We start from the raw sequence: 17,511 nt of genomic DNA on the forward strand, positions 1-17,511 counted from the left end.
CGTCACCCGGCGGCGGCCCGCGCCACGGCCCCGCCTCCCGCGGCGGACTGCGAGCGGCGTCCCGGGCGGGCGGTGTCGAGGTGGGCGACGACGCCGGCGTAGAAGCGGTCCACCGCGTCGTCGACGCTGCGGATGAAGCCGGACTCGGCGCTGCCGCGCGTGCTGCCCATCCCCTTGAAGAGGGACAGCCGGAAGCCGGTGATCGCGGCACCGTCCTTCGGCAGGATGTCGGCCGGCTCCGGCCGCAGGCGCTCCAGGGTGCCGCGCGGGCCGGCACCCCGGCCGTCGACCAGCGTCTCGATGTGGGTGTCGGCGGGCGCTTCGGCGAGTTGACGGATCAGGCGCTTGGCCCAGGCCAGCGGGTAGCCCTGGTCCGGCGCGGGCATCTCGACGGAGGTGCGCAGCTTGCCGGTGCGCAGGTCGGCCACGATGCCCAGGACGCCCTGGGCCCCGTCGACACGGAGCTCCGCGCTCAGCCGTCCGTCCCGGCAGAAGCTGTCGGCGAGCGCCGCCCGGCGGGTGTCGGGATCGGTGCCGCGCCTGGCGCGCTGCACGGGCAGCACCTTCTGCCCCAGCTCGCCGCCGAGCCGCAGGCAGACCTGCCGGACGAGCCGTTCCCAGCTCTCCACCACCTCGACGGCGCGCCGGTCGCCCTCGCAGAGCGTCTCCTCGTCGATGCCCCTGCGCACCGGTACCCAGGCCGGGCCCATGTTCTGAAAGCCGTGGCACCCGGAGTTGTCGTGCTGGAGGTAGTGCAGAAGTTCCTGGAGGAGCCAGGCGTGGGCGGCGTTGCCGACGCCCTCGTGACGGATCAGCATCTGCGCCTGGTGCGCGACCTCCGCCCAGGAGAGGTGCCACAGCGCGACCTTGTGCTTGCGGCGCTTGTCGATCTTGACGTCGACCAGCGGCCGGCCTTCCAGGGCCACGTCGTTCGAGAGCGTGATGACGGCCTCGTAGCCGCGCCGGGCGGCGATGTCCATGTAGGCCTGCACCTGGTCCGGCTTCAGCGGATTGCCGTTGGTCTTGGTCTCCACCAGGGCGGTCCACAGCTTGCCCGCACGCTCCACGCGGATGATGCCGTCCGGGCGCCTGGGCGTGTCCCCGTGCGGCAGGGAGACCTCGGCGAAGGTCTCCGTCCGGCCGGCCGGTGCCCCGAACGCGGCGGTGAGCCGGCGCCCGAACTCCGGTACCTGGGCCATCACCGAGAGCAGGACGGAGGTCGCCCTGGTCTCCCGCTCCCGGTCGCTCTTGAGCGCCGGGGCGGGGAAGAGCCGGGCCTGCCGCCAGGTGTCGTTCTCGGCGAGGGACTTCCTGGCGGTCCGGGGGATCGTCACCTTCCTCTTGGCGGTACGGGGGCGGCGGGCGGCCGGGGCGGGGGGCCCTGCCGGGGCCGGCGCCGGGGCGGGTGTCGAGGCAGGTGCCGGGGCCGGGGCTTCGGCTGCGGGCACGGGTGCGGTTGCGGCTTCTGGGGCCGGCCGCTGAGAGGGGACGGTGGTGGACGGACGCGGGGGCACCGCCGTTCCCGGCACGGGCGCGGATGCCGTCGCAGCGGGCGGGTCGGGGGCCGGCACCGGGGCCGCCGCCCCTTCGGCGGGTGGCACCGCCGCCGTACCCGCCGTACCCGCCGTACCCACCGTGTCCGCCGTGCCCGCCGTGTCCGGTACGGGCTCACCCGTCTCCTCCGCCGTCCCCGGATCGCCGGGCTCCTCCTCCGGGGCCTCGTCCACGTCGATGCCGAAGTCCGTCGCCAGGCCCGCCAGCCCGGTCTCGTAGCCCTGCCCGACCGCCCGGAACTTCCACTCCCCGGCACGGCGGTACAGCTCGCCGAAGAGGAAGGCGCTCTCCACGCTCGCGTCACCGATGGAGAAGCCGAGGACGGTCTCCCCCGTACGGTCGGCGAGCGTCATCCGCAGGTCGTCCAGGTCGCCGAAGCGGGCGCCGCCGTAGCGGCTGGCCGCCAGGACGACGCGGTCCACCTCCGGCGGCATCACGGAGAGGTCGAGGCTGATCCGGTCCTCGCTGCCGTTGGCGGTCGGGGTCTTGCCGAGCAGTTGCACGCTGCCGTCCGCCGCCACCGGGTTGTTGTAGAAGAGGAAGTCCGCGTCGCCGCGCACCTTGCCATTGGCGTCGAGGAGGAGAACGGAGACGTCCGCGTCCCCGTCGCCGTCCGTACTGCACCAGGAAAGACTCAGGACCACGGCGCCGGCGTCCTCGCTCAGAGCCGCCAGTCCCACATTGGCTCCCTTGACCATCTCCAGCATGTCCCCGCCCCCACGTGCCCGGGCCGGCCGGACCCTCCCCGGTCCGCACGGCCGCCATGAAGCGTGATGTGTGCCACACCCGCTGTGTGCCGGAACTCTAGTGGCCGGTGCATGCATACCGAGGGCTAATGCGTTGATTGAGTGCACATCTTTTCGCAGAGTGTTCACAGTTGGCGGTTGGCGGTGCGCCGGACGCAGCCCCCCTTTTTGGCCTCTGGCCGGGGCGGCCGGAGTGCCACGGCTCCGCGTGCGGGCCGGGTTCACCGCGCCCGGGCGATGTAGATGGTGCAGGAGGCCGTGTTGTCCTGGAGGGGGTTGTCGAAGGTGACGATCCGCGCCTCGGTCTCCGGGAACACCTGCGCGAGCGCTGAGTTGAACTCCTCGCTCGGAGGGTCGTTCGACCAGAGGGCGAAGACCCCCTCGGGGTGCAGGTGACCCGCCAGGGCGCGCAGCCCCTCGGGCCGGTAGAAGCCGGCGTGGCTGGGGTGCAGCACGTGCTGCGGCGAGTGGTCGACGTCCAGGAGGACGGCGTGGAAGCGGCGGCCGGGCGCCTCGGGGTCGAAGCCGCGGGAACCGGCCGCCTCGGCGAAGAAGTCGCCCTGGACGAGACGGCAGCGGGGGTCCGCCGTCAGACGCGGGCCCAGGGGCACGAGCCCCCGCCGGTGCCACTCGACGACCTCGCCCAGCGCCTCCACCACCAGCAGCGACCGGACGCGCTTGTCGTTCAGCGCCGCGTCGGCGGTGTAGCCGAGCCCGAGCCCGCCAACGACGACGTCCAGTTCGCCGCCCCCGCACTCCGCCAGGCCGAGGTCCGCGAGCGCGATCTCCCCCGCCGTGAACATGCTCGACATCAGCCACTCGTCGCCGAGCTTCACCTCGTACACGTCGGTGTCCGTGGGCAGATGGCGGCGGCGCCGCAGACTGATCTCGCCCATGGGGGTGGGGCGCCAGTCGAGTTCCTGGAATCGCTTGCTCAAGGGGAATCGCTCTCCTGGTTCCGGGCCCGGGGCGGGGCCGCTGGCGGTGTGCCGGTTCCGGCCCGGCTCCCGCTCCGTACGGGAATGGCTGCGGGTGGACGTGATCCTCCCCGATTCCCCCGGCCCGGCGCAGCCGACGGCCCCGGAATCATCGAAGCCCGCGTATCCATCGTCGCGCCGGAACCGATGTGGCGCACGAGCAGCCACAACGGCGGGCAGGGCGACTGCGTGGAGGTCGCCGGCAACATCCCCGGCGCTGTCCCCGCCCGGGCCGGCAAGCGCCCCGGCGGCCCAGTGCTCTGCTTCAGCCGTTCCGCCTGGAGCGCGTTCCTCGACCAACTGCGCCGACACCGCGCGGGCACGGGCCGTCGGGACGGATGGGATCATCTCGGCCTTGCCTCAACCGCGTTGCCGGCGAACTCGGTCACTCCCCTGTGGGAAGCGCAATGTGGCCGGACGTGAGCAGATCCGCCAGTTCCGCACGATAGGCATCGAGCACCGCAATGAGTTCGGTGTGGGTTTGACGCTGCTGATCCAGGGTGTTCAGTACACGCCCGATCTTCTGCTGCTCCGCCCGGGGAGGCAGCAGGACGGGCAGGTCGTGCAGGTCCTTCGAGGAGACCGACCGCACAGCGGTTCCCCTGGCCCGCCGACTGATCCAACTCTGGGCTTCGGGACGTTCCAGGAAGCCGAGGAGGTAGTCGGCGTACGAGAGTTCGAAGGGGCGGATCCGCACCAGGTGAGTGCCGAAAATCCACCCTTCCTCGGCTTCCGTGACCAAGGCGCAGCGGCCCAGGGTGCCGGTTCGCGTCATTACCACGTCTCCGGGCTGGAGTTGATAGCGCGTCAGAGTCTTTGCTTCGTCCTCCGGAACCCAGGACACGCCTTCATGCAGAATCCGGTGTCCGCGCACGGCCGCAGGACGGACCACGGGAGTCCCGCGACCGGTGTCGTCTGTCTTATCCCGCCTTCGCCCACCTGGGCCGACCGTGATCTCCGCCAGCGCGCCGAGCCGCTCCTTACGCCACCCGGACGGGAGGCTCGCTCTTGTCCCGCCGGTCGCTGCTCGGGGCCATGGTTCCCGCCATGGGTTCCCAGACCGTTTCAGGTTGTCGCTCAGTTCTTGCAGCCGCGCTGCGGCGGACTCCAACCGTTCCATTCGGCGAGCCATGGCCCCCTCGGGGCTCTGAGGATTCACCAGCGGGAGTTCAGGAGCCGTCAGGGAGCGGGGGGTGAGCAGGTAATCCCGGTCCCGAAGCTCGTCGAGCTTGAGGGCACGGCTGGCGACGGCACCGGCACCGGGCGGTGCAGGTTCGGTTCGCTCCGTTCCGTGGTGCCATGCGGTGTACGCATCGACCACTGCGGCAATGTCCCGTTCGGGCAGTTCACGCAACGCCGGGCCGGTCATGCTGCCCAGCGCTGAGCCGTCGATGAACAGGACTTCCTCGGGCCGGCCCACCGGTCGTGTCAGGATCCAGATATTGACGGGAATCCCCGTGGTGGCGAACAACTGCGGGGGCAGTGCCACGACGCATTCGACGGCTCCGTCCTCGATCATCGCGCCACGGATCCGCCCCGCGCGGCCGCCAATGAATCCGGCGCCCTCCGGCATCACTACTGCGGCCCGCCCGCCCGGAGCCAATTGGTCCATCACGTGCTGCAGCCATGCGAAGTCACCCCGCGAGCCCGGCGGGCCATAGCGCCAGCTCCGCTGCTCCTCGGAGGCGGACAGCCGTTGGGCAAAGGGCGGGTTGGTCGCGATCCAGTCGATGCCGCTCGGCCAGGGGGATCCGGATCCATCACGTGGCCCCGGCCCTTCGATCTCCATTCCCAGGTGGAAGACTGCGTCTTCCGCGCCATGGAGGGTGAGATTCATCGTGGCGAGATGCAGAGCGTCACTGCTCGGAGTCGTACCCGTTACGCGTGGCCGGATCCCGGATTCGGGCAGCTCGGCGAGAATCGCCGTGAGCACTTCCCCGGCACGGCAGAAGGGATCGTGAACACGGCGTGGCCGGGGGACGGCGATGGACAGCATGCGTGCCATGGTGCGCGCCACAGACTTCGGTGTGAAAAACTCTCCTCCTTCACGCCGTCCGTGCTCACTCCGGTAGCGGTCCACCAGCAAGTCGAATACAGCCGCGCACTCGGCTCGTGTCCCCGGACCCTGTTGGCCGAAGACCTCGACAAGAGTGGCGACCTGTTCGTGGCCTGCGACGTCACGGGCGAGCACGGTGCGCAGAACGGTATGCAGAGATGTTGCCGAAGCACGGGCCGCGGGGCTGGTTCCCCATGTGTAGACCAGCCCGAGCAACAACAGCATGTTCTCAGCCGGCGCCAATTGCCCACGGAATCGATTCGCCTCGGCCAGCAGTCTGTGAACAAAGTCCTGCGCGCTGAAGTTGCCGCGGTCCAGACCTGCCCGGAACCGATCACCGAAGGTCGTACCCGCCAGTTCTCCTTCCCGCCGTACGTTCGCCGGTACCGTCCGCCGACCCAGCCAAGCGGCAACTTCGTCTGCCCGGAAGACGTCGGTGCCCGAATGGCCGGATGACGGCACCGGTGCAGGAAAATCCTGGTGCCGCCGCTCCCAGTTGGCCACAGCAGGACGTTTGACACCCGCGAGGCGCGCGATGTCGGCACGGGTCACTACGAGTCGCCCGAAGTCCGCCACAAGATCATCCTCCGTTCAGAAGCGCGCGGGTCGGGTGCCGCCGAGAGAGGCGCGACGGCCTGCGAGAACCTCGGGGAAGCGATCCATCGTCTTGGCCTCAATTGCCAGCTCGGAGATGATGTAGCCCAGCATGCGGTAGATCTTGGCGTGGTCCGCAGAAAGATTGCGATGATGCACGGGTTCGTGGTGCATGATCCGGTTTCGCAGGAGGACCAGCGAGGACAAACCGTCGTAGAGCCTCTTACGCGGCTGGTCCAGGTAGGGAAAGGCCTTGTGCAAGGTGGGAACCCACAGACCCCGGTCGTAGCTACGGCTCAGCAGGGAGACCCAGAAGCCGAACGACAGCTCCGCCACCATGCTGTCGGGCGTGGGTGCTGCCCTTCTGCGTTCACACTTCCGCCTGGCCTCCATGACGAGGCGCTTGGTTTGCCAGTCCAGAGGAGCCGCTTCCCACCAATCCGATCGGCCATACTTCCGACTCATCTGATCATGGAGAGCGTTACGCAGAGCCAGCTCCAGACAGTGCAGTGGACCATACAGAGCGCCGCAGACCTCAACATTCCACCAATACAGACGGACAGCAGTCAGCGACTCGCCCTGCGCGGCCACGACGTACCTGGTCAGGCGCGGCCGGGACAGGGCACGGACCAGCCACTCCGGCAGCCTCTCGATCACGGACTCCCCCTCTGAACACGGCTCCGCCTCCGCAGGCCGTTACAAGAACTGGTGACGGTGATACCGTGGTCGTGAAAGCCCCGGGCCCGCCTCTGCTCAGCACGCCACCCGGGGCACGGCCTTCCGAACCCCTGGCAGTCACCCACTGCCAGGGGTTTCGCCTTTCTCCACGGTCCGCGGCGTTGTGATGACCGTAGCGGACACACGCCTGGCGTGCAAGCGCAGTGCAGTGCGCGCATTTTTGTTAAGGCTGCTCGACCGGGCGCGGAATCGGCGGAACAGACGGAAGCGGTCGGTGTACTCACCCGGACGCGGGGCACTGCGAGATCGACCCGACGACCGGGCCCGGCCGTATCCGCGCTCCGGCGGACGGAGTGCCCGGAGGCTCAGGAGCCGGGGCCCCGGGAGCCAGGTGCGGACCGGGGTCGCACAGCCCTGATGCCTCCCGGGACGGGGCCGGGCGAAGCCGTGCCGGGGCCGGGCCGGGGAGGGGCCGGCGGCCCCGGCCGGGAGAGGGCCGGTCAGTCCTCCTCGTCCTCCTCCCACAGGCCCTGTGCCTTGAGTTGCTGGACGTGGACCTTGATCGGTGGCTCCGGGTCCGGGTCGGAGGGGCGTGGGCTCTCGGGGCCGTCCGGGCCGACGCGGACCAGGCGTTCGACCCGGGCCACCCGGTAGCGCACGCCCGCCACCGTCACCTCGTTCAGGCGTTCGGATGAGATGCGGTCGGCCGCAGCGGCGTACTCGGCGCGCAACTCCGGTGTGAGCTTGCGCAGTTGCGGGAAGAACGGGCCGCGCCAGTGGGTGGCCAGTCCGTCGCGGGCCGCCTGCGGGGTGGTCGACGTGCCGTCCGATTCGGGCCGCCAGTGGCCGTCGGAGTCCTCGGCGATCATGAACGTCGGGGGGAGGAGCACGCCGCCGGGGTGCGTCCGCGCGGCGCGCAGCGAGTCGGCGCGGACGTCCGGCGGCACGGTACCGGCCGCGCGGACCATGCCCAGCAGTTCGGTCTTGAGGATGCCCTCGGACATCCCCGTGGCGGTGGTCGTGTCGATCACGAAGCCGACGGACGGGTCCGGGACCTTGCCGGACTCTCCCGGTGCGGCCGGGTCCGGGTCGGAGGGCCGGGGCGGCTCGGGACCGTCCGGGCCCATGCGGATGAACCGCTCCGCCCGGACGACGCGGTACCGGTGGCCGAGCACGGTCATGTCGTCGAGGGGTTCCCAGTCCAGGCGTTCCGCTGCCCGCAGGCACGCGTCGCGCGCTGCCTCGTCACCGGCCTCCTCCGCGTCCCGGGCCGTCAGCCGGAAGTGCGCTCCGAGGCCGTCGCGGGAGCCCTGGGGTGCCGTGTCGCAGAAGTACGGGCGGAGTTCCCAGCCGCCCTCCTCGCGTTCCCGCGCGGTCCCGAACACCGGTGCGCCGGCGGAGCGGATCTCCGGGTACGTCTCTCGGGCCTCCCACGCCTCCAGGTCCGCCATGGCCGCGACGGGGCTCTCCAGCGCGGTCACGCGGACGGTTCGGTAGGCGGGGTTCTGCTCGTCATACTGAGTCACGGGCCCAGCATGGACGCGGCGCCGGGGGCCGGGTGCCGGATCGGGCGGCTATCCCCCGTACTGCTGGATTCTGTCGGATGCCTGTCCTAATCGGCGGCGCGGGCGGCCCGTTGCGGGCCGTCGTCGGCGGGGCCCGTTCCGTCGCGGCCGGTACGCGGACGGCGCCGCCGGTACGCGGACGGCGCGGCGACCGTGGGGATCGCCGCGCCGTCGCGTCATGCGCTCGCCGGTCCGGACGGCCGGGACTGCCCGGTCCGTGCGGTCCGGCTGCCGGTCAGCCGGCGTTGAGTGCGTTGAGGACCGCGGTGTACGCCTGCTTCTTGTTGTAGTTGCGGTCGAACAGCAGCGGGGTGTCGTTGGAGCGCCAGGAGTAGTGGTCCGGGATGCCCCAGACGGTGATGCCGGTGCAGCGGGAGACGGCCAGGCAGGCCTGGGTCACTCCGCCGAACTGCTCGGCCTGGGAGCTGCCGGAGCCGGCGATGTCGAGCTCGGTGAGCTGCACGTCCACACCCAGGTCCGCGAAGTTCTGCAGCGTGGTGTGGTAGTTGTTCGGCACCGGGTTGCCGCTGTTGAAGTGGGCCTGGAAGCCCACGCAGTCGATGGGCACGCCGCGGGACTTGAAGTCCTTGACCATGTTGTACACGGCCTGGGTCTTGGCGTGGCTCCAGTTGTCGGTGTTGTAGTCGTTGTAGCAGAGCTTGGCGTTGGGGTCGGCTTCGCGGGCCATGCGGAAGGCCTCTTCGATGTAGCCGTTGCCGAGCCGCTGCTGGAAGACGGAGTTGCGGCGGGCACCGCTGTTGCCGTCCTCGAACGCCTCGTTCACCACGTCCCAGGAGTGGATCTGGCCCTTGTAGTGGCCCATCACCTGGTTGATGTGGTTCCGCATCGCGCTGCGCACCTGGTCCGCGCTGCCGAGGTTGTTCACCCAGCCGGGGAGCTGGGAGTGCCACACCAGCGTGTGACCGCGGACGTCCATGCCCTGCTGCCGGGCATGGTTGAAGATCCGGTCGGCGTTACCGAAGTTGAAGTTGTTCTGGGACGGCTCCAGCGCGTCCCACTTCATCTCGTTCTCCGCGGTGACGCTGTTGAACTCCCGGTTCAGCGTCTGCACGTACTGGGAGTCACCGAGGTGATTGGCCGCGACCGCGGCGCCGAAGTAGCGCCCCTTCTCGGCCGCCGCGGCACCCAGGGTGTCCGCGGCGTGAGCCGTACCGGACAGGCCGACGACACCGGTCGAGGCCAGAACGGCGGCCAGGCCGAGGACGAGCGTCTTCCGGGTGCCGGGTTTGCGGCGCTGCCGCCGGGCTGACGTCATGCTGATCATTGCTGCCCCTTCTTCCGGGGACCGGACGGAGGTGGGGGACCCGTCCGGACTTGGTGGGTGTGAACGGTGTGATGCCGTGCCCCCACGTACCGCCGCGGCCGACGGTGGGGTGTCGGTGCCGCGGCGGCGATCGTTCCGGAGTATGGCCGGATCGGTGAGGGAGAGTCAACGCTTCTTTCCGGAAGTTTTTCGGCCCCGAAACACGGCGGCAACGCCGATACCCATCTCTGAACTGGGATTACCCTGCTGCGTTCGACGGGTCGTTAGTTTTCGATCTCCGAGTGGGCGGAAAATTATCGGCGCCTTCCGTTAAACGGCGGCACCCCTTGGGCCGGTCGCACCCGCCTGCCGGGCGGTGTCGGCCGCGCGGTCCTCACCCGGCGGTTCCCCGGTCCGGACAGCAGAAAGCTCCGCCCGGCTCTCCGGTGAGTTTCCGGAGAGCCGGGCGGAGCTGCCAAGGCGAGGGCCCGCCTGGACGGGGGAGCGACGGCGGCCCCGCAGGGCGGCGGGCCCGGCCGGCCGGACGGTCAGGTGACCGGCCGGCCGGGCCGTCGGTGCGGGCCGGTCAGCGGGCCGTACAGCCGCCGATCCGTGGTTGCGACCAGTTGCCGTTGGCCATCACCGTGAACCCGAAGCTCGTCGACGATCCGGACGACAGCGTGCCGTTGCCGTTCGGTCTCATCGTCATCACCGTGCCGCTCCAACTGGGCGTGCCGTTCCAGGTGGTGGAGACGCTCTGCGGCGAGGTCAGATTGACGGTGACCGTCCAGTCGCTGATCGCGCCACCGTTGGCGGTGACCGTCACCTGGCCGTTGAAGCGGTCGCCCCAGCGCATGGTCTCGGAGTACGTCGCGGTGCAGGTGGCCCCGGTGTTGCCGCCACCGTCGTCACCACCGCCGTCGTCACCGCCGCCGTCGCTGCTGCCGCCGAGGGCGGACAGAACGGCGTTGTACGCGGGCTTCTTGTTGTAGTTGCCGTCGAAGAGCAGCGGGTTCTGCTCACTGCGCCACGAGTACTTGTCGGTGACACCCCAGACCGTGATGCCGGTGCAGCGCGCGACGGCCAGGCAGGCCTGCGTCACGCGGCTGTAGCTGTCGCTCGGGGCGTTCTGGATGTCCAGTTCGGTGATCTGCACATCGACGCCGAGGTCGGCGAAGCGCTGCAGGTTCGCCTGGTAGTCGCTGGGCACCGGCGACTGCTGGTTGAAGTGGGACTGGAAGCCCACGCAGTCGATCGGGGCGCCGTTCTGCTTCATCTGGCGCACCAGATTGTAGACGGCGTTGCTCTTCGCGTTCTGGCCGTCGGTGTTGTAGTCGTTGTAGCAGAGCTTGGCGTTGGGGTCGGCTTCGCGGGCCATGCGGAAGGCCTCTTCGATGTAGCCGTTGCCGAGCCGCTGCTGGAACACCGAGTTGCGCCGGGCGCCGCTGTTCCCGTCCTCGAACGCCTCGTTCACCACGTCCCAGGAGTGGATTTCGCCCTTGTACTGGCCCATCACCCGGTTGATGTGGTTCCGCATGGCGCTGCGCACCTGGTCGGCGCTGCCGAGGTTGTTCACCCAGCCGGGGAGCTGGGAGTGCCACACCAGCGTGTGACCGCGGATGTCCATGCCCTGCTGCTGGGCGTGGTTGACGATGCGGTCGGCGTTGCCGAAGTTGAAGTTGTTCTGGGACGGCTCCAGCGCGTCCCACTTCATCTCGTTCTCGGCGGTGACGCTGTTGAACTCCCGGTTCAGCGTGGCCACATAGTCCGCCTCGCCGAGGCGGTTGGCGGCCACGGCGGTACCGAAGTACCGGCCCTTCTCGGCCGCCGCGGCGCCCAGGGTGTCCGCGGCGTGAGCCGTACCGGACATCGCGACGACACCGGTCGAAGCCAGAACGGCGGCCGCACCATAGACGAGCACCTGGCGGACGTACCGCCGTGGGCTTCTTCGTCCGCTTAACGATTTGCTGATCATCACTGCCCCTTCTGCCGGGGACCGGACGGAGGTGGAGGAACCGTCCGGGCATGGTGGGTGCGATCGGCCCGCGAGCCGGGACGCCGGACAGTGGGGGGAGGTGAACGGCGGTTCCGTGCGTGCGGTAGTTCGATCGATCCGGAGTATGACGCCCGTCAGAACGCAGCGTCAACGCTTGTTTCCGGAAGTTTTTCAACGACGAAACACCTCGGTCATCCCCCGCTGATCCATGTCTACCTGCGCCAACGTGCCGACGCGAGACGGGTATCGGCCCGGAAATACGAACCGTTCAACAAAATTTCCAGGACCTTCCGATAACCGGAGCGTCGCATCCGGATGGAACCGGCGACACCGCCGGAGTGCTGGCTGGACACCCCCGCTCCGAGCTGCACATACCTTGATCGGCTTCCCCTCATCCCGCACGGGCGCCGGGGATAGCTTCCGGAAAGTTCTTCCATCCACTTACGCGCACGTCGCGACGAGGTTCCGGATCGGCCGCACCACCCGCCCGCGCGCACCCGCTGGGCGACACCCTCTTCGCGTGCACGCCGGAGCGTGACCGGTTGCGAGCCCAGAGTGTCCGATTTAGCGTCATTCATGCCGGTTGATCACGGCCAATGCTGCCCGTGAAAACCAGCCGGCCCCCGGAAACACCAACGCCCCGCTCCCTCCGGGACAGGGCCCTCCCCTCCACAGGAGGCATCGCAGATGCTGCAGTCCAAGTTCCGCAAGATCGCGGTCGGCGTCGCCACCGGCGCCATCGCCACCCTCGCCGCCGCCGGCCCCGCCGCCGCGGCCACCGCGGCTCCGACCGGCGGTGGTCACCACCACCACTTCTACAAGGGCAAGGTCATCGCCCACTCCGGCCTGCTGCTCCGCAGCGCGCCCAACAAGGGCGGCCACGTCGTCGGCTCCAAGCCGTACGGCGCCATCGTGAAGATCAAGTGCAAGGTCCACGGCCAGAACATCGACGGCAACAACCGTTGGTACGTGCTGAAGGACGGCCACTACGCGTTCGCGTCGGCCCGCTACATCAAGAACATCGGCCCGGCCCCGCGCTGGTGCTGACCGCGCGCCGGTACTGACGGACCGGCCGCCCGGATGACGTCGCACCCCCCGCACGCCTCGCGCGCGGGGGGCGTGGCGCTGCGCACGGCGGCGGAGTACGCCGGGGTGCGCCCTGCCCGGCCGCGTGTACCGGGACGCAGGGCGGGTAGGACGACTCACGTCCCCAACCGCCCTCGCTCTCAGGGCATCTGATGGCATAACAGACATAACGCCAGCGAGTTTGTTACGTTCTCTGTCATGGCCGCATCGACAGCGGGTCCCCCCTCGGACCGTCCGGGCTCGCATCCGGACGGCCTCCCGGAAGCGCTCCCGCCCCCGGTGCGGCTCCCCCGGCGCCGCGGTACGGAGCTGGTCCTGCTCGCCGGTGCCGTCCTGATCTCCGTCTACGGCTATATCGAGGTCGGCCTGGCCACCGACGGCACCGTGCCGGCCGGCGCCGCGGGTTACGGAGCGGGCCTCGGGCTCCTCGCCCTCCTCGCCCACGCCGCCGTACGCCTGCGCGCCCCGTACGCCGACCCCCTGCTGCTGCCCATCGCCGTCCTGCTCAACGGTCTGGGCCTGGTGATGATCTACCGGCTCGACCTCGCCACCCCCGCCGACGAGGCCGCCCCCACCCAGCTCATCTGGTCCTCGCTCGGTGTCGGGTTCTTCATCGCCGTCGTCCTGTTCCTCCGCGACCACCGGGTGCTGCAGCGCTACGCCTATCTGAGCGTGGCCGCCGCGCTGGTCCTGCTGATCGTCCCGATCTTCTTCCCCGCGATCAACGGCGCCAAGATCTGGATCCGGGTGGCCGGTCTCTCGTTCCAGCCCGGCGAGTTCGCCAAGATCCTGCTCGCCGTCTTCTTCGCCTCCTATCTGGCGGTCAACCGGCACGCCCTGGCCTACACCGGCCGCCGGATCTGGAAGTTCCAGTTCCCCACCGGGCGGGTGCTCGGCCCGATCCTCACCATCTGGCTGGCCAGCGTCGGCGTCCTCGTCCTGGAACGCGACCTCGGCACCTCGCTGCTCTTCTTCGGACTCTTCGTGGTGCTGCTGTACGTGGCCACCGGCCGCACCGGCTGGATCGCGGTCGGGCTGCTGCTGGCCGCAGCGGGCGCCGTCACCGTCGGCTCCCTGGAACCCCACGTCCACAGCCGGGTCCAGGACTGGCTGCACCCCTTCGCCTCCATCGACGCGGGCGAGGGCGCGAGCCAACTGGCGCAGACCTACTTCGCCTTCGCCTCCGGCGGCGTCCTCGGCACCGGACTCGGCCAGGGGGACTCCGTCCTCATCGGATTCGCCGCGAAATCCGACTTCATCCTGGCCACGGCGGGCGAGGAGCTGGGGCTGACCGGGCTCTTCGCGATCTTCCTGCTGTACACCCTGCTGGTGGAACGGGGGCTGCGGACGGGCCTCGCCCAGCGCAACCCCTTCGGCCGGCTGCTGGCGGTCGGCCTGGCCTCGATCGTCGCGCTCCAGGTCTTCGTCATCGCGGGCGGGGTGATGGGGCTGATCCCGCTCACCGGGATGGCGATGCCGTTCCTCGCGCAGGGCGGCTCCTCCGTCGTCACCAACTGGATCATCGTGGCCCTGCTGATCCGGATGAGCGACACGGCCCGCCGGCCGGCGCCGGCCGCCCCGGAGGGCCTTGACGAGCCCGGCGGTCAGGCGGGTCCGCCCGGTCCCGGCTCGCCCGGCGATCCCGGGGAGGCGAGGCCGTGATCCGCCAGATCCGCCATCTGTCCGCCTTCTTCCTGCTCCTCCTGGTGGCCCTGCTGCTCAACGCCTCCCGCATCCAGGTGATCGACGCCGAGGAGTACGAGGACAACCAGGCCAACCGCCGCAAGAACATCACCCGTTACAGCGCCCCGCGCGGCGACATCCTCGTCGACGGCGAGCCCGTCACCGGCTCCCGCGACACCGGCGAGCGGCTGCGCTACGAACGCACGTACGTCAACGGGCCGCTGTACGCGCCGGTCACCGGCTACGCCTCGCAGATCTACGGCACCACGCTCCTGGAGGACGCCGAGGACGACATCCTCTCCGGCGCCGACCCGCGGCTCTCCGTCTTCCCGCTCTGGCACGCCCTGACCCGCGAGCGCGAACCGGCCGGCGACGTCCACACCACCATCGCCCCGGCCGTCCAGCGCGCCGCCGCCGACGGCCTGGGCGGCGCGCGCGGCGCGGTGGTCGCCCTGGAACCGGACACCGGCAAGATCCTCGCCCTCGTCAGCAGCCCGAGCTACGACCCCGAACAGATCTCCGGGAACGGGGACGCCGCCGTCGACGCCTGGCAGCGGCTGACCGGCGCCGAGAACCAGCCGATGCTCAACCGGGCGCTCCGCCAGACCTACCCGCCCGGCTCCGTCTTCAAGGTGGTCACGGCGGCGGCCGCCCTGGAGCAGGGCGTGGTGACCGATGTGGACGAGCCGACGGACACCCCCGCGCCGTACACCCTCCCCGGCACCCGGACGGATCTGACCAACGAGGCGCGGGGCTGCGAGGACGCCGACCTGCGCCACGCCATGGAGGTCTCCTGCAACACCGTCTTCGCCAAACTCGGTGTGGAGGTCGGGCTCGACGGCATGGTGGACACGGCCGAGAAGTTCGGCTTCAACGACGACGGTCTGCGGGTGCCCTCCCGGGTCGCCGCATCCGTCTTCGACACCGACATGAACGACGCCCAGCTCGCCCTGTCCTCGATCGGCCAGTACAACACCGCCGCCACACCGCTCCAGATGGCGATGGTCGCCTCGGCCGTCGCCGACGACGGCAGGCTGCGCAAGCCGTACCTGGTCGACAGGATCACCGATTCCGAGGGCGACACCGTGGCCGTCACCCGCCCCCGCACCTACGAGCGCACGATGGACTCCGGCACGGCGGAGGTCCTGCGCGAACTGATGCGCGACGTGGTCGAGAACGGCACGGGCACCAACGCGGCCCTCCCCGGCGCGGAGGTCGGCGGCAAGACCGGCACCGCGCAGCACGGCGTGGGCAACGAGGGCATCCCGTACGCCTGGTTCATCTCCTGGGCGCAGAAGGACGGGGCCGACGAGCCCGGTGTCGCGGTCGCGGTGGTCGTCGAGGACGCGGCGGCCGACCGCGCCGACATCAGCGGCGGCGGCAACGCGGCCCCGATCGCCCGCCAGGTGATGCGGGCGGCACTGGGGCTCTGAGGCGCGGGGGCCCCGTCGGGCGCCGGGGTCTGCGGGGCCTCCGGGCTCCGGTGCGCCCTCAGCGCCGGCAGGCGTGGTCGTACTCGCCGGCCTTGACGGCCCGCGCGAAGGCCGACCATATGCCGGGGGCGACGCTCAGCACGGTGTGCGGCTGGTCGCTCTCCCGGAGGTGGACCCGACGCCGGGGGGTACCGGCTACCTCGATGCATTCGTTGCTGCTCGACGAGCTGTACGACGACTTGCTCCAGCGGAGGTGCGACATGGGATCTCCCTACAGCTCGTACATGAGGTGCTGGATCAGCCCCAGGGAATCCCGGACCTCATGCGTTTCCGGGGCGGCCTCGGGGTCCACGGAGGGCAGGGCGAGCGCACTCAGCCTTTCGAACATCTTGCCGTACTCGGCGATACGCCCGCTATCCCCGTCAAAGGTCGATTCGACAGGCCGATCGAGATAGACGGTGTCCAACTCGGGCGCCGGGCCACTGAGGAGGATGAAGGGTCCGGCGAAGGCCGAATGAGCGCCTGCCGTGAACGGAAAGACCTGCACGGTGACGTGAGGAAGTCGCGCCACCTCGATGACACGCAGCAACTGTCTGCGCATCACCCTCTCGGATCCGATGCGGAGTCTGAGAGCGGACTCCGACAGGATGACGTGGTACGGGACGGGATTCTCTCTGGTCAGCACCCTTTGACGGTCGAGCCGGAACTGCACCGAACGCTCGACGGTCTCGTCTCCGGTGGGCAGCGTCTCGATGATCGCTTCCGCGTATTCCCTGGTCTGCAGCATTCCGGGCACGAGCGCCGGGTCGTGCACGCGGATACCTGCGGCCCGTTCCTCAGCTTCTGCCAAGTCCAGCAGGGAACGGCACATATCAGCGTCATATTCGTTCCACCAGCCCTTGCCGCGGTCGTGGGCCATGTCCATCAGCCCGTCGAACAAAGGCCCTTCCGGACAGCCGTAGGAGCGCAGCAGCCGGTAGAGACCGTTGCGCGGGACGTCCATCCGGCCCGCCTCGATGTGGCTGATCCGGGTGCGGTCGGCGTCGAGCAGCGCTCCGGCAGCGTCGCCGGACAGCCCGGCGCGCTTCCTCAGTTTGCGGAGTTCGGCGCCGAGCCGGCGCTGCCGCTCGCTGGGGCTGGTCCTCGCTGCCATCTGATCCTCCCTCGGCGATCCCGCGCAGTGTGACCGTCTGTGCCGAACAGCGTCCACTGATCACCGGAGGTTCCACCCATGCGAGTGGAATAGGGCGTTCACGGTTGTAACTAACTCATGCGTGACCATAGCTTCGGCTGCAACCCAAGAGCCCACCAACGGGCGGAAGTGCACCGGAAACCAGACCAGTTGAACCGGCATCGCCACCGCCCCATCGGGCATCCCGCCAGGAGGCCGCCATGTTCGCCACCCGCTCCCCCGACTGTTCCCTCGTCTTCCCGCCCGATCCCGTGTGGGTCCGCGCCGCGCGGGAGGCCGTGCGAACGCTGCTGGCCGCCGCCGGTCGTCACGACCTGATCGACCCGGCCCTGCTCTTCACCTCCGAGGTGGTGACGAACTCCGTCAACGCCTGCCGCAGCAAGGGCTGTACGACCCCGGTGACCGTCTTCGCCGAGTGGCTCGGGAACTCCCCCGGCCGTCTGCGGGTCCTGGTGCACGACGAGGCACCGGGGCTGCCGGTCCGCCGCACCCCGCATCCCGACGAGGAGTCCGGCCGGGGCCTGGCGCTCATCTCCGCCGGAGCCGACGCATGGGGCGTATGCCGGCACGGGCCCGGAGAGGGCAAGGCGACCTGGTTCGAGCTGGGGCTCCAGTCCACTCCGCTGAGCGGATGAGAGGCGGTTGACCGATGACCGGAGGTGCTGTGCCGAGTTCCCGGGCCAGGAC

Annotated in this window: 13 protein-coding genes and 1 pseudogene; 5 read left to right on the forward strand and 9 right to left on the reverse strand. The window is 69.9% G+C overall.

Annotated elements, in window-relative coordinates:
* Positions 1–2: 2 nt before the first annotated feature.
* The gene (locus SXIN_RS09530) at positions 3–2,252 is read right to left on the reverse strand and encodes a TerD family protein (RefSeq protein ID WP_039822329.1); all 2,250 of its coding nucleotides are present in this window, start codon (positions 2,250–2,252) and stop codon (positions 3–5) included.
* 269 nt (positions 2,253–2,521) lie between these two features.
* The gene (locus SXIN_RS09535; RefSeq protein ID WP_039822313.1) at positions 2,522–3,238 is read right to left on the reverse strand and encodes a spermidine synthase family protein; all 717 of its coding nucleotides are present in this window, start codon (positions 3,236–3,238) and stop codon (positions 2,522–2,524) included.
* 186 nt (positions 3,239–3,424) lie between these two features.
* Between SXIN_RS09535 and SXIN_RS32900 the strand changes: the two genes are divergently transcribed.
* Positions 3,425–3,700, forward strand: coding sequence for a DUF397 domain-containing protein (locus SXIN_RS32900; RefSeq protein ID WP_095756862.1), 276 nt, complete (start codon positions 3,425–3,427; stop codon positions 3,698–3,700).
* Here the strand turns inward: SXIN_RS32900 and SXIN_RS09545 are convergent.
* From SXIN_RS09545 to SXIN_RS09565, 5 genes and pseudogenes are all read right to left on the reverse strand, one after another.
* The gene (locus SXIN_RS09545; protein WP_039822315.1) at positions 3,663–5,909 is read right to left on the reverse strand and encodes an N-6 DNA methylase; all 2,247 of its coding nucleotides are present in this window, start codon (positions 5,907–5,909) and stop codon (positions 3,663–3,665) included. The genes SXIN_RS32900 and SXIN_RS09545 overlap by 38 nt on opposite strands.
* A 15-nt stretch (positions 5,910–5,924) precedes the next feature.
* The gene (locus tag SXIN_RS09550; protein WP_019710064.1) at positions 5,925–6,584 is read right to left on the reverse strand and encodes a hypothetical protein; all 660 of its coding nucleotides are present in this window, start codon (positions 6,582–6,584) and stop codon (positions 5,925–5,927) included.
* Between the two features lie 521 nt (positions 6,585–7,105).
* Entirely contained in the window at positions 7,106–8,131 is a 1,026-nt protein-coding gene (locus SXIN_RS09555; RefSeq protein ID WP_039822317.1) for a DUF5954 family protein, read from the reverse strand.
* 286 nt (positions 8,132–8,417) lie between these two features.
* Positions 8,418–9,455: pseudogene (locus SXIN_RS09560) on the reverse strand (glycoside hydrolase family 10 protein); the annotation flags it as partial.
* 565 nt (positions 9,456–10,020) lie between these two features.
* Complete coding sequence (locus SXIN_RS09565) at positions 10,021–11,409, reverse strand: glycoside hydrolase family 10 protein (protein ID WP_039822319.1); 1,389 nt, start codon at positions 11,407–11,409, stop codon at positions 10,021–10,023.
* Positions 11,410–12,117: 708 nt separating this feature from the next.
* On the opposite strand from SXIN_RS09565, the gene SXIN_RS09570 reads away from it, so the two are divergent.
* The 3 genes from SXIN_RS09570 to SXIN_RS09580 all read left to right on the forward strand — a co-directional run bounded on the left by SXIN_RS09570 (position 12,118) and on the right by SXIN_RS09580 (position 15,632).
* A complete protein-coding gene (locus tag SXIN_RS09570) occupies positions 12,118–12,477 on the forward strand; it encodes an SH3 domain-containing protein (RefSeq protein WP_019710068.1) in 360 nt (119 codons plus the stop codon).
* Between the two features lie 237 nt (positions 12,478–12,714).
* A complete protein-coding gene (locus SXIN_RS09575; protein WP_095756863.1) occupies positions 12,715–14,178 on the forward strand; it encodes an FtsW/RodA/SpoVE family cell cycle protein in 1,464 nt (487 codons plus the stop codon).
* Positions 14,175–15,632, forward strand: a complete 1,458-nt coding sequence (locus tag SXIN_RS09580) for a peptidoglycan D,D-transpeptidase FtsI family protein (RefSeq protein ID WP_019710070.1) — start codon at positions 14,175–14,177, stop codon at positions 15,630–15,632. Before SXIN_RS09575 ends, SXIN_RS09580 begins: the two co-directional genes overlap by 4 nt.
* A 58-nt stretch (positions 15,633–15,690) precedes the next feature.
* Here the strand turns inward: SXIN_RS09580 and SXIN_RS09585 are convergent, their stop codons facing one another.
* Positions 15,691–15,894 (reverse strand): DUF397 domain-containing protein, encoded by a 204-nt coding sequence (locus SXIN_RS09585; protein WP_019710071.1) that lies wholly within the window; start codon positions 15,892–15,894, stop codon positions 15,691–15,693.
* A gap of 9 nt (positions 15,895–15,903) precedes the next feature.
* Positions 15,904–16,785, reverse strand: a complete 882-nt coding sequence (locus tag SXIN_RS09590; protein ID WP_019710072.1) for a helix-turn-helix domain-containing protein — start codon at positions 16,783–16,785, stop codon at positions 15,904–15,906.
* 239 nt (positions 16,786–17,024) lie between these two features.
* Between SXIN_RS09590 and SXIN_RS09595 the strand changes: the two genes are divergently transcribed.
* Positions 17,025–17,459: an ATP-binding protein gene (locus SXIN_RS09595; RefSeq protein WP_019710073.1), complete on the forward strand. Its 435-nt coding sequence runs from the start codon at positions 17,025–17,027 to the stop codon at positions 17,457–17,459.
* The last annotated feature ends 52 nt before the right edge of the window (positions 17,460–17,511 follow it).

Origin of the sequence: Streptomyces xinghaiensis S187 (genome assembly GCF_000220705.2) — a bacterium.
Classification (GTDB): Bacteria; Actinomycetota; Actinomycetes; order Streptomycetales; family Streptomycetaceae; genus Streptomyces; species Streptomyces xinghaiensis.